Source organism: Pantoea sp. X-Soil-ISGK-275, from assembly GCF_059730795.1.
Map to the genome: position 1 here is coordinate 2528030 of NZ_AP035976.1, position 12815 is coordinate 2540844.

The 12815-nt window shown below is 56.7% G+C and carries 11 protein-coding genes; all 11 read right to left on the bottom strand.

Features of this window, described 5'->3' with window-relative positions:
- The 11 genes from AC6I8A_RS11860 to putP all read right to left on the bottom strand — a co-directional run bounded on the left by AC6I8A_RS11860 (position 1) and on the right by putP (position 12502).
- Positions 1–1524 carry an OmpA family protein gene (locus AC6I8A_RS11860; protein ID WP_497818953.1) on the bottom strand — a complete coding sequence of 508 codons (1524 nt, stop codon included), beginning with the start codon at positions 1522–1524 and terminating at the stop codon, positions 1–3.
- A 134-nt stretch (positions 1525–1658) separates the two neighbouring features.
- Positions 1659–2312, bottom strand: a complete 654-nt coding sequence (tssL, locus tag AC6I8A_RS11865; RefSeq protein WP_256696720.1) for a type VI secretion system protein TssL, short form — start codon at positions 2310–2312, stop codon at positions 1659–1661.
- Positions 2309–3646 (bottom strand): type VI secretion system baseplate subunit TssK, encoded by a 1338-nt coding sequence (gene tssK / locus AC6I8A_RS11870; protein WP_256696721.1) that lies wholly within the window; start codon positions 3644–3646, stop codon positions 2309–2311. Before tssK ends, tssL begins: the two co-directional genes overlap by 4 nt.
- A 15-nt stretch (positions 3647–3661) precedes the next feature.
- Complete coding sequence (gene tssC, locus AC6I8A_RS11875; protein ID WP_479489497.1) at positions 3662–5209, bottom strand: type VI secretion system contractile sheath large subunit; 1548 nt, start codon at positions 5207–5209, stop codon at positions 3662–3664.
- A 29-nt stretch (positions 5210–5238) separates the two neighbouring features.
- On the bottom strand, positions 5239–5736 hold the full coding sequence (gene tssB / locus AC6I8A_RS11880; RefSeq protein WP_479404169.1) for a type VI secretion system contractile sheath small subunit: 498 nt from the start codon (positions 5734–5736) through the stop codon (positions 5239–5241).
- A gap of 412 nt (positions 5737–6148) precedes the next feature.
- A complete protein-coding gene (gene phoH / locus AC6I8A_RS11885) occupies positions 6149–6937 on the bottom strand; it encodes a phosphate starvation-inducible protein PhoH (protein WP_497818549.1) in 789 nt (262 codons plus the stop codon).
- Positions 6938–7009: 72 nt separating this feature from the next.
- On the bottom strand, positions 7010–7213 hold the full coding sequence (locus AC6I8A_RS11890) for a hypothetical protein (RefSeq protein WP_061718478.1): 204 nt from the start codon (positions 7211–7213) through the stop codon (positions 7010–7012).
- Between the two features lie 297 nt (positions 7214–7510).
- Positions 7511–8788: an iron uptake transporter deferrochelatase/peroxidase subunit gene (efeB, locus tag AC6I8A_RS11895; RefSeq protein WP_256696723.1), complete on the bottom strand. Its 1278-nt coding sequence runs from the start codon at positions 8786–8788 to the stop codon at positions 7511–7513.
- Between the two features lie 2 nt (positions 8789–8790).
- Positions 8791–9909: an iron uptake system protein EfeO gene (gene efeO, locus AC6I8A_RS11900; RefSeq protein ID WP_256696724.1), complete on the bottom strand. Its 1119-nt coding sequence runs from the start codon at positions 9907–9909 to the stop codon at positions 8791–8793.
- 54 nt (positions 9910–9963) lie between these two features.
- Positions 9964–10797, bottom strand: a complete 834-nt coding sequence (efeU, locus tag AC6I8A_RS11905; RefSeq protein ID WP_256696725.1) for an iron uptake transporter permease EfeU — start codon at positions 10795–10797, stop codon at positions 9964–9966.
- A gap of 220 nt (positions 10798–11017) precedes the next feature.
- On the bottom strand, positions 11018–12502 hold the full coding sequence (gene putP / locus AC6I8A_RS11910; RefSeq protein ID WP_256696726.1) for a sodium/proline symporter PutP: 1485 nt from the start codon (positions 12500–12502) through the stop codon (positions 11018–11020).
- Positions 12503–12815 lie beyond the last annotated feature (313 nt).

A 12815-nucleotide genomic window follows, 5' to 3' on the forward strand; every position in this document is an offset into this window, starting at 1 on the left:
TTACTCCTTTTCTTCATGATTGCCGTCACCATCCTGTGATGACGGAGGGATTGCGTCCGCTGCCTGGCAGGCGTCGGCCTGCGGCACCAGACTGATTTCAACGCGCCGGTTGGCCGCGCGGCCTTCCGGCGTGTCGTTGCTCATAATCGGGCGGCTCTGACCGAAGCCCTGCACCGCGAAGCAGCTTTCGTCTACGTCGCCGGTGTCGCGCATCCAGTCGCGCACGGATTCGGCGCGCTTCAGCGAGAGGCGCTGGTTCAGCGCCGGATTGCCGCTATCGTCGGTATAACCCGCAACCACAATCAGCCAGCCCGGCTTCGCCTTGATGCCGACCAGCGCGTTGACCAGCACTTTGGTGGAGCCGGTTTTCAGGTCAGATTTACCGGAGTCAAAAAGCGACAGGCTGTCGAGGCGCACGGTCTTCGGCCCTTCAACAATCTGCTGGATAACCGGCGGCGGAGGCGGCGGAGGCGCCCAGCTGTTGATGGCGGCGTCGACCGACGCGAACAGGCGCATGCCCTGATACAGTCCCAGGCCAAGGCGAAGCGGTTCACCGCCGCGCTGCCAGCCATCAAGCAGTGTGCGATCGGCGATTAACTGCGCGCGCGCGTGAACCTTCGGCTCTGCCGGTTCACCAGACAGGTGTGCCCACAGCGTCAGATGGTCACCAATAGTGCGGATTAGCCGCTGGTTGTTAAGGAACGATGCCAGCAGCGCCAGCGCCAGAAACACCGCCACAATCATGCCCGCCGCGCGCGCCAGCCTCAGGCATCGGCTGACGCCCTGCCTGCGCGGCAAGCCAGCCAGCAGCGCATCCGGCAATGGCAGCGCGACATCGGTGCCTGCGGGTGCATAAGGCAGCGTGGTCAGCCCAGTAAGATGCTGCTCCCACAGGTTGTCCGCCAGCGCCGTTACCGGCGTCAGGCAAATCCCGGCGCGGCATGGCTTCATCTGCGTCAGTGGCGTAAGGTGCTTTTCCTGCCACATCAGCAGACTGTCCAGCCACTGCATTTGCACCAGGCGCGACGGCTGCTCCCGGAACCATTCAGTCAGCGGCATCGTATCGTTGCCGGCGATGCACGCCTGCAGCGCCCCCTGGCCCGGCGTGATGCTGAACCATTCTGCTTCGTGGTTCGGGTGTGATACCCAGCATGCAGTCCACAGCGGTGGCGCGCACTTCAGCACGCGACGGCACTGCAGCAGCGCACGCTGCCAGCCGTGAAAGTGGGAAGTAAAGTCTTCAGCAGACGTGTGCTGCTCCGGCACCACTGTCAGCAACAGCGAGACCTGTGGCAGCAGAGCCGGACGCTGAGTGGTGATGTAGTCGGCCATCGCAGTCAACTGTTCTGGCGCATCAACCGGCAGATACCAGCCCTGCACGGTTTCACGCGGCTGATTGCCGGAGAACAGCGATGCACTGTCGCCACACACCAGCACTACCGCACCGCGAAAATCTTCAGGCGGCAGACGATCATCGGCCACAGCGATTTCCACATAACGCTGGCGTGCCTGCCGCCATAGCATCAGCCCGGCGACCAGCAACACCAGCAGGCACAGCGCCGCCGCAGTAATGCCCGAAAGCGGCCAGAAGCCGAGGATCAGCCACAATGTAAGCAACGCGGCCAGCACGATCAGGGCGAAGTTGCCGATCCCGCTTCTCACTTGTTCATCCCCGCAATGCCGGACACCATCTGAGCCAGCCAGCCGTCGAGGACGAACCACAGGCCGCCAAGCAGCACGGCGACGACCACCCAGCTCATCCAGTAAAAACGGCGACCTGTGCGCATGCCTGCCGGACGCACCACCAGCGGCGCATCCTGCGCCAGGGCAAACGGTGGCACACGCGTCGCCAACTCGCGCACCACGTCCTCGCGGCGTTCATCATCCTGCTCGCGGTAATGACCAACAAAACCCAGTTGTAACGTGCGATACAGACAGGTCAGCACCGTCTCGTCCGCAGCGGGTTCGCGCAGCAATTCGCGAATACGTTCCCACAACGCCTCGCCACCGTTAAGCGAGTTAAAGAAACGCACCTGCAGCGGGTCACGGCTCCAGCGCAGCCAGCCGTCATCCTGCTGACCGCGGTTCAGCACCGCTTCGTCCAGCAACACACAAAAGGCGTACAGCATGTGGTCGCGATTGGCTTCGCTAAAACCCGCCTCCGTCAGCGCCTGGCGGGCATCGTTCACCCAGCCGGTAGCGCGACGATAGATCGCATCGCCATTGTCAATCTGCTGACCGCAGCGTAGCTGGCTGACCATTAGCCAGCCGGCAAAGAAAAGGCGCTCGGTCAGCGCGTTATTGCTGTTCATGAGCGCAGTACCGCATAGAGTTCAAGTTTCAATTCGCCCAGCGATTCCGGGGTGTAGAAGGTGCAGCCACCGGAATCGAGCATGGCGCGCGCTGCCGCTGTTGACAGGTCTAGCGCAAAGTACTGATTTTCCAGACGCAGCGGGATGGCGGCAGGCACATGCGGCAGCGGGCGGATGGTCATGCCGCTGAGCGCGATGTTGACCACCTCCGACACGTCGTCATGGCTGCCTGCTTTACACAGCAGCGGGAAGCGGCTCTGCAGCTCGTGGTTTGGCAGCGTGGAGCGCACCGACAGATAAAAATCTGCCCCTTCGCGCAGCCGCGCGTCGTGGAATCGCCCCTTCCACAGCACGCCTTCACGGCTTAGGTCGATGGAGATGACGCGCGATGGCAGGCTGGCTTCCAGCAAAGAATCCAGCAGCGAAAACAGCGGCGGAAACACCTGCTCCGGCGCGTCGTGCCGATAAGCCGGGATATTTCCGGCATCGTGTTCGAGAGAGAAAGTCAGCAGACCGCCAGCCAGGCGCGCCAGCTCGCGGTACAGCAGTTCCGGATGACGGGTTGGTGACTGGAACAACTCCAGCAGCACCGGCTCGGCGCTGTTCAGTGCGTTGAGCAGCCAGAACAGCGAGACGTCGGCGACAGCAAAATCGGCCATGCGCTCGTTGCTCTCGCGCCGCAGCGCCATCAGTCGCTGACGGCGGGCACTCAGACGATGTAGCAGGTCACCCAGCGCTGTCAGCACCGCCGGACTGGCCGACAGCGACAACATTGGTGGAATAAATGACGCATCGCGTGTCCACTGTCCCTGCGCGTTACGCACAAGGCGCGCCACCGGACAGGTGAGATACGCGCCGTTTTCCTGATTCGCAAGACGCAGACGCAGAGCAAAACGCTGCACGGCAATGCCGGTGCGCTCCTGCCCCGCCAGCTCCTGCACCTCTTCACGACCGGCCACCCAGCGGCGCGGACGTTCGCTGTCGCTGCCGTCGTCGAGATTACCTCCATTAGCGCTCAGCAACGGCAAAGCCAGCACCACTTCAACCTGTTCCTGGCCGGCTGCAACGGACAGGTCGCAGGCCGGTGGCAGGTTGTCGGAGAGCGCGGTGTCCGTCAGCGTTCCGTCGGGAAAGCGCACCGTCAGGCGGGTGGCGTTGAGACGTGACAGCGCCAGCGCGCCATCGTCAAATTCCGCATGGACCACGCCCCACGGATGCGCCAGGCCCATACGCGCCACTGTGTCGGCGACGTGAGCGTCCCACAGCGACTGCTGCTGAAACTGCTGCGGCGTCAGAAACGCCCCGTCTTCCCATAACGGTCGGTAGATTTTCATCGCGCCTCCTGCGCCTTAAGCCTTGGCCTTCGGCATCTGAGATACCAGCGACAGGTTCACGTCCATGCCTTCCACCTGGAAGTGCGGGATGGCGAACAGCTTGACGCGGAAGAAGCCCGGGTTGTCTTCGATGTCTTCCACCAGCACTTTCGCATCGCGCAGAGGGTGCGAGGATTGCAGCTCGTCGCCCGGATCGGTCATCTCGGTCACCAGCGTGCGCACCCAGGTGTTGAGTTCCAGCTCCAGCAGGCGGCGGTCTTTGGTGGTGCCGATGTTTTCGCGCTGGATCAGCTTCAGGTAGTGCGCGATACGCGACAGCAGGAAGATGTACGGCAGACGCGCGTTGATGCGGCTGTTGGCCGTCGCATCAGCGGTGTCGTATAGCGCCGGTTTCTGCGTTGAGTTAGCCGAGAAGAAGCAGGCGTAATCGCGGTTCTTGTAGTACGAAAGCGGGATGAAGCCGAGGTTAGCGAACTCAAACTCGCGGGTTTCCGGGATCATCACTTCAGACGGGATTTTCACCTGATTGCCGGTGCCCAAATCGTACAGGTGAATTGGCAGATCCTGCACCGCACCACCGGCCTGCGGGCCACGAATTTGTACGCACCAGCCGTTGCTGATAAAGCTCTGCACCATGTTGGCGGCGAAGGCGAACGAGGCGTTGGTCCACAGATATTTGTCGTGATCCGGGCCTTTCACCTCTTCGATGTAGTTGAAGCTGCGCACCGGCACGGTATCCGGGCCATACGGCAAACGACCGAGCACACGCGGCATAGTCAGGCCGATGTAGCGTGAGTCATCGGTGTCACGGAATGACTTCCACTTGATGTATTCGGCGCGGTCAAAGTAGTTGCCGATGTCTTTAATTGCCGCCACTTCTTCCATTGAGTCTTTGAGGAAAAACTGTGGGCCGACCGAACCGATAAACGGCATGTGTGCAGAAGCAGCCACTTTCGACAGGTTGCGCAGCAGCGCCACGTCCTGCGCCGAGGCATCAAATTCGTAAGCCGAAATCACCGCGCCAATCGGCTCGCCGCCCGGCGTGTCGTATTCGGCCACGTAAGTTTGCAGATAGAGGCCGCTCTGGATGATTTCCGGCGCGTCTTCAAAATCCTGACGCAGGTCATCTTTCGACACGTCCAGCACTTCGATTTTCACGTTCTGGCGGAAGTCGGTTTTATCCACCAGCGACTTCAGGCCGCGCCATGCGGATTCCACTTTTTGGAACTCGTCGTGATGCATTACCGCGTCCAGCTGGCGGCTGATCTGGCGATCCAGCTCGGCGATGTGATGATCCAGCAGGTTTTTATCCAGCTTTTCCACTTTCGCGCCGCTGATTTTCAGACGCGTCAGGAATACCTGCATCGCAGCGGTGACGCGCTCGTCGGCGGTGGCATCAGACATCGCCTGATTGTCCTGCCAGACGTTGAGATCACTCAGCTCTGACACCGGGTTGAGGTTGATTTTTTCAAACAGCGACGCGTAGACGCCGCCCGCAGCGGGGCGATCCAGCACGGTGGTTTCACCGGCGGTACGGCTTTCATTATGAACTGACATCAGCATTCTCTCTCTATAGGCCGTTACGGGGATGATCAGGCTTGATCGGTGGCTAACGCAGACAGCTCGCTGCGCAGTTCGTCGCTGAGTGCCGGGTCTTTCAGGATGGCTTCCAGCTCTTTGCGGAAGGTGACGTTATCCAGCAGGTTGGATTTGAGGTCGCGCAGCAGATTGCGCATCGCCAGCATGGCGCGCAGCTGAGGGATTTGGCGGGCAACCTGCTCCGGTTCGAAGTCTTTCATGTCGCGGAAGTTCAGCGCCACGTTCTCTTCGCTGCCGTCGCCGGCGAGGGTGTTTGGCACGGAGAATTTCACTTCAGGCGCGATATCGGCCAGCACGCTGTTGAAATTGTTTTTGTTAACGTTGATTTTTTCGCGTTCAGACAGCGGGCGGTCTTCCGCGCCGTTGCTGAAATCGCCGGTCACCAGCAGTTTGAGTGGCAGCTCGGTCTTCTTCGCCGCCCCACCTGTGTGCAGGTCGAGTTTTAGATTGATACGGGCTTTGGGGATTTCATTCTGGTAAGAGTTGCTCATGTTTACTCCTTGTAAAAATGGCGCGGAAAGCACGCGTAGGCACACTTTCCCTGTGTGTTACCTCGCGAATATATAGCTGGAGATTTTGGAAGGCAATAAAGCGAGGTGATCTTTGCGACCTGATTTATATAGGAAATTTCTTAAGATTTGAGTTAAGGTATTGATGAGCACTGAAAAACCAGCCAGGAATATTCCCAAAATTATTTTTTAGGTTATCGGGATATTTTTTCACCTGACACTTTTTCAAGGATAAACAATAAAGCGATGTTAATCGTTGTCGTAACGTAAAATTTTGGAGGGCTGGGGCAGGCGATAATGTGAAAAAAACGCCCAATGGTATGCCGCCATCATCCCGCACATAAAAAACCCGGCTCACGCCGGGTTTTGCTTAGCTACATTCTCAATCAAACGGTTAACAGTAAGCGTGCAGCGTGCGTTGGCAAAGCGCTGAACGGACGCAATCCTCTTTGCCGAAACGCACTACACCAATCATTTCATCCTCTTCAAAGCGCGCTAACGCATCGGCGAGGCCAGATTTGGCATGGGACGGCAGGTCGCACTGGGTGATATCGCCGTTGACGATAACCGTCACGTTTTCCCCCAGGCGAGTCAGGAACATCTTCATCTGTGCGGCGGTGACGTTTTGTGCCTCATCAAGGATCACCACAGCATTTTCAAAGGTACGTCCACGCATGTAGGCGAAGGGCGCGATCTCTACCTTGGCAATTTCGGGCCGCAGGCAGTATTGCATAAAGGAAGCGCCGAGACGTTTAACCAGAACGTCGTATACCGGTCGGAAATAAGGCGCGAATTTCTCGGAAATGTCTCCGGGGAGGAAACCGAGATCTTCATCCGCCTGCAGAACCGGGCGCGTAACGATAATCCTTTCGATATCCTTATTGATCAGGGCCTCAGCCGCTTTGGCTGCGCTAATCCAGGTTTTTCCGCAGCCGGCTTCACCGGTGGCGAAAATAAGCTGTTTCGTTTCTATGGCATGGAGATAGTGTGCCTGAGCTTCATTTCTGGCTTCAATCGGCCCGCGGTCACGTGCATCACGTGCCATACCAATCGAATCCAACCCACCCATTTGCACCAGCGAAGTGACCGATTCTTCTTCACGCTGACGGTGACTGCGAGAGTCGCTACGAATAACGCGTCTTGCTTCACGACGTGCTTTGATCACTGCTTTCTGTCTTCCCATAGTGGCACCTTACAGTTGGTTTCATTTATCGCGGCGGATCACCCGCGGCGATGACTTGAACGCTTTAGAGGTTTAGTTGGCTTCCTTGTAAGCCGTGTCGAGCCAGTGAGAATGGTACGCATCAGCGCCGAGACGCAGGCGCGCACCGGTAAAGAAAATGAGATTGAACGAGAATGACGTTTGAAAAGTAGAGAGGTTATTTAGCAGGGAAGAAATGCCCCGCAGTGTACTGCGTGTGTTGAAACTATTTAACTGTCCCAGAGAGAGACGAATCATGCGCGAACTCCAGTGGCTTAGCCACACAACTGACAACGCTTATGAATAAAGTGCATCATATTTACGGTGGTTTGCAACATTAATTTTACGTCCCGATAAAGAAAAAAAGATAAGCGAAGCCTGAGGTCTTTTACCTTAAATTAAATTATGTAGATTTATCAAATGGATATTTTATTGGCGGGTGGTAGAACTTTTTAGGAACATTCGGAAGCGGCTGCATCCAGCGTAAAGTTTAAGGAATGTTTAACAAACGCGCCTGCGTATCGCTAGCCTACGCAGGCGCTGCTCATTTATTAATCAGGCCTGCAGTAAAGATTGCCCGAGATAATGGTTTTTATCCGCCACGCCCGGCAGCGCGAAAAAGTATCCGCCGCCAATCGGGCGAATATATTCTTCCAGCGCTTCGCCATTGAGGCGCTGCTGCACGGTAATAAAGCCTTTGGCTAAATCATGCTGGTAACAAACAAACAATAAACCCATATCCAGCTGACCCGATCCGGTAATACCGCTGGAATAGCTGTAACCGCGCCGCAGCATCAAGCTGCTATCGGTCTCCGGCGTACGTGGGTTGGCGAGACGAATATGGGCATCCAGCGCAATCAAATCACCATCGGGATCTTTGCTGTAATCCGGTACGTCATGCTCGTTTTTCATGCCGAGCGGCGCACCCGATAACTTCTCACGGCCAAAGATGGTTTGCTGCTCACCGAGCGGCGTGCGGTCCCACATTTCGACATGAAAACGGATGATGCGCACCGCCTGATAGCTGCCGCCACGCGTCCATGCCGGTTCCTGCTGCTCGTCGGTAACCCACAACAGCTGGTTCATCAACGCTGGATTATGCGTATCAGGATTGGCGGTGCCATCTTTGAATCCCAACAGGTTGATTGGCGTTTCTTTGCCGTTGCTGCGCGCCGCATGGTCGGCAATAAAGCCGTCGCGACGCCAGCGCACCGCCAGCAGATCCGGCGTACGTTTGATGATATCGCGCAGCGCGTGAATCACCGTGTCCTGCGTGTTGGCGCAAATCTGTAGCAGCAGGTCGCCGTGGCACTGTTCAGCATCCAGCGAATCGTTGGGAAAACGCGTCATGGTTTGCAGTTGCGCCGGCTTATGCTTGCTCAGACCGAAGCGCTCATCAAACAGCGAGGTGCCCACCGACAAGGTCATGGTGAGATTATCGGGCGCGATATCGGCACCGAGAATTCCCGAATCCATTGGCGGCAACTGCGGATTGGTGACTGCAGGCGCCGGTCCACCTTGCGTGAGAAACGCGAAGCGCTCGGTCAGTAAGCGTAACAGGCGTTCAAGCTCGGCTTTATCGCTGGCCAGCACGTCAAACGCCACCAGCATCATCGAGGCCTGCTGCGGCGTCACGATCCCGGCTTGATGATCGCCGTAAAAAGGTTGCGCCTGCTGGCGCGAATTGGGTGCAACCGTGCCGGGAGAGAAGCTGTCGGCGGCTGCCGTGTGGAACGGACAACCGCCGCCGAGGGCGGCCGCGCCGCCCAACATGCCTAATCCCTGCAATAATCGACGACGCGACGGCTGCGCCGCGTCATTTTTATCACTCATGATCAGTCGAGACCCAAGGTTCCACGCAGCAGAGAGAGATCTTCCGCCAGCGTGGTAATCGGGCCTTTCAGCGCGTTACGGTCAGCGGTGGTCAGTTTTTCGTACGACTCAAAGCCGTCTTTGGTGCGATATTTGCTGAGGATCCCGTCCACTTTCCTGAAGTTGGCATCCACTTTCGCCAGCAGCTGCGGATTGTTTTTCTGCAGCAGCGGACGCAGCAGATCAACAATTTTCTGCGCGCCATCAATGTTGGCCTGGAAGTCAGAAAGATCGGTACGGCTGTAACGGTCTTCTTCACCCGAGATTTTGCTGGAGGCCACTTCTTCAATCAGACCGGCCGCGCCGCCGACCACTTTCGCCGGTGGGAACGCCAGTTCGCTGATGCGGGTTTGCAGATCCAGCACATCCTGATTCAGCTTAGTGGCGAACTCTTCGGCACCTTTGGTGGTGTTATCGGCGAACAGGATTTTTTCCAGGCGATGGAAACCAGTGAATTTCGGATCTTCGTTTTTCTTCTCGAAGTCATCTTCACGGGCATCAATGCTGCCATCGAGGTCAGAGAACAACTCCGCGATCGGTTCGATACGCTCGTAATGCACGCGCGTTGGCGCATACAAGGCTTTGGCTTTCTCGACATCACCGGCTTTCACCGCATCAGTAAACGCCTGGGTGCCCGCCACCAGCGCTTTCACTTCGTTCATCACGTAGACTTTGTAGTCGGCGATAGGGCCAACCAGTTCCAGCACATCCGGTTTGCCGGATGCCGCTTTCTTCGCGTCACCGCTGACGACCAACTTGCCTTTCGGGTTGCTCAGCAGGCCGCAGGTCATGTCATATTCGCCCGCTTCCAGATTGGCGGTCAGTTTCTGGCTGAAGCCTGGCGCGATGTTTTCACGCTCTTCCACCACCATCACTCCTTTCAAAATCTCCCACTCCAGCGCTTTCTGGCTGTTGTTTTTGATGATGAACTGGGTTTTACCGGCCTGCACGTTGAGCGACATCGGCTCACATTGTTTGTCGGTCACAGTAACCGTGACTTGCGGGACGGCAGCAGCAGAAGCGGCACCGGAAAGCGCCAGCATAGCAACCAACAGCGCCTTACGGCGGAAGCGAATCGTCATAGTGATATCCCTGTTACATGGAAGAACAGGCGCGCAATCGCGCCTGATTTAATTTCAGCGAGTGGTACGCGCCGCGTTGATCGAAGGTCGCGCCGGGAAGAAGAACAGCAGTAGCGCTGGAATAATATAGATGAGCCACATCGCCACTTCGCTGACGCTTGGCGCTTCCTGATAGCCCAAAATCCCTTCCAGCAGCGTGCCGAATACCGAGTGCGTTGAGAGCGTGTTGCTCATATCAAACGCCACAGCCTGGAAGTGATTCCACAACCCAGCTTCATGGAAGGCGCGAATGGCACCGGCGGCCAATCCGGCAGCAACAAACAAAATGAACAAGCTGGTCCAGCGGAAAAAGTGCGCGAGGTTGAGGCGAATACCGCCGTAATAGAGCAAAAAGCCCAGCGCTACAGCGGTTGCCAGGCCGAGCACCGCGCCGAGCGGCGGCGCATACCCGACATCCTGAGTGAAGGCGGCCAGCAGGAAGAATACTGATTCCAGCCCTTCACGCGCCACCGCCAGAAACACCATCAGCACCAGCGGAAAGCCGCTGCTACCCTGCTTCTGCAGCGCCTGATCAACCGACTTTTCCAGCGTGGCTTTGATATTGCGCGAGACTTTGCGCATCCAGAACACCATCGAGGTCAGGATCACCACGGCAATCACCGCGACAATGCCTTCGAACAGCTCCTGCTGTTTTTGCGGGAACTCACCGGTGGTTTCATTGATGAAGATGCCCAACGCTAAGCAGAGTGCGGCAGCAATAAATACGCCAGCCCACATGGCGGGAAACCATTGGGTGCGCTGGGTACGTTTGAGATAGCTAGCAATCAGGCTGACGATGAGCGCTGCTTCCAGACCTTCGCGCAGCATGATGAGAAAGGGAACGAACATCACCAACCTCTTGAATTTTAAGAAGAGTAAAGCTTGGGTAAAAAAACGTAAAGTGCGAACGATATCGATTATCATTATCGCAAGAAGAAATACAAGTCACAGCGGGAAATTAATTTTGATTTTGCGGGTTGGTGAAGGGGTTTTGTAAGGTGCGCATTGATGCGCACCTGGGTTTTTAGCGATGTCGGAATGAGGTCGCCATGAATGGCGACCCTACGGGTTATTTGCTCTGATATTCGGCTTCGGCTGCGGCAAAACGCTGCTGCGCGGCTTCAGATGGGCCACGACCCAGCAGGCTGAACACCACAATTGCGATACTGGCAAAGGCGAAGCCAGGAATGATTTCGTACAAATCGGTGTAGCCGTAGGATTTCCACAGCAACACGGTCAGCGCACCCACCACCATACCGGCCAGCGCACCGTTGCGCGTCATACGCTTCCAGCACACGCCGAACAACACCACCGGACCGAATGCGGCACCGAAGCCCGCCCACGCATAGCTGACTAAGCCGAGTACGCGGTTTTCCGGATTGGCCGCCAGCGCGATAGCGATCAACGCAATCAGCAGCACCATTAAGCGCCCTACCCACACCAGCTCTTTTTGGCTGGCATTTTTGCGCAGGAAGCCTTTATACAAGTCTTCGGTCAGGGCACTGGAGCACACCAGCAGCTGACAGCTCAGCGTAGACATCACCGCCGCCAGAATCGCAGAGAGTAAGATTCCGGCAATCCACGGGTTGAACAGAATACGCGCCAGCTCAATAAACACGCGCTCCCCGTTCTGGCTTACGTTAGCCGCCTGCTCTGGATGGTTCTGGAAATAAGCGATACCAAAAAAGCCGACGGCCACCGCACCCGCCAGACACAGGATCATCCAGATCATGCCGATGCGACGCGCAGTGCGGATGGTGTGATGCGAATCGGCTGCCATAAAGCGCGCCAGAATATGCGGCTGGCCAAAGTAGCCGAGGCCCCAACCGAGCAGCGAAATCACCGCGACAAAGTTCAGCCCTTTCAGCATGTCGAGATTCTCAAGGCTTTTCGCCTCAATCACCGCCATCGATTCATCCAGGCCACCGACCGCGACAATGACAATCACCGGCGTCAGAATCAGCGCGAAAATCATCAGGCTGGCTTGCACGGTATCGGTCCAGCTCACCGCGAGGAAACCGCCCACCAGCGTATACAGAATGGTGGCTGCGGCACCGGCCCACAGCGCGGTCTGGTAATCCATGCCAAAGGTGCTTTCAAACAGACGCGCACCGGCGACCACGCCAGAAGCGCAATAGATAGTGAAGAAGATCAGAATCACCACCGCCGAGATAACGCGCAGCAGTTTGCTGTTGTCCTCGAAACGGCTGGAGAAGAAGTCTGGCAGGGTTAACGCATTGTCGTGATGCTCGGTCTGGACACGCAGACGTCCCGCAACGATGCGCCAGTTCAGCCATGCGCCAATAATCAGGCCAATGGCGATCCAGCTTTCTGAAATACCGGAGAGGAAAATCGCGCCCGGCAGGCCCATTAATAACCAGCCGCTCATATCGGACGCACCGGCAGACAACGCGGTGACCACGCTACCTAAACTGCGTCCACCGAGAATATAGTCGTCAAAACTTTTGGTTGAACGGTAAGCAATGAAACCAATTAACACCATCCCAAGGATATAAACGATAAAGGTCACCAACATCGGTGTACTTATACTCATCTGACTCTCCACTTATTATTTGATCCACTAAGAGAAATCTTCTAATCATTGCTGCCGGAACGGGGCAACGGCATGATTTGACCGCATCCAGAGAAAGCGATTTCTCTTAAGGCGCGGTATCCTGCCGCAAAGGTGCGGCGCGCACAATGCATTTAACACAGCTGTCACATTGGTTTCACCTCACTTCGTATTTCATCTGTCATAAGGTTGCACGCGCTCACACTTTGGGTTGCACCTTAAACCCTACAAAAACTGTTTTGTTCATCTCAGTTGCAACCTTGGCGAGTTTCTTGCAGCAAGTTCCATGCCGCTT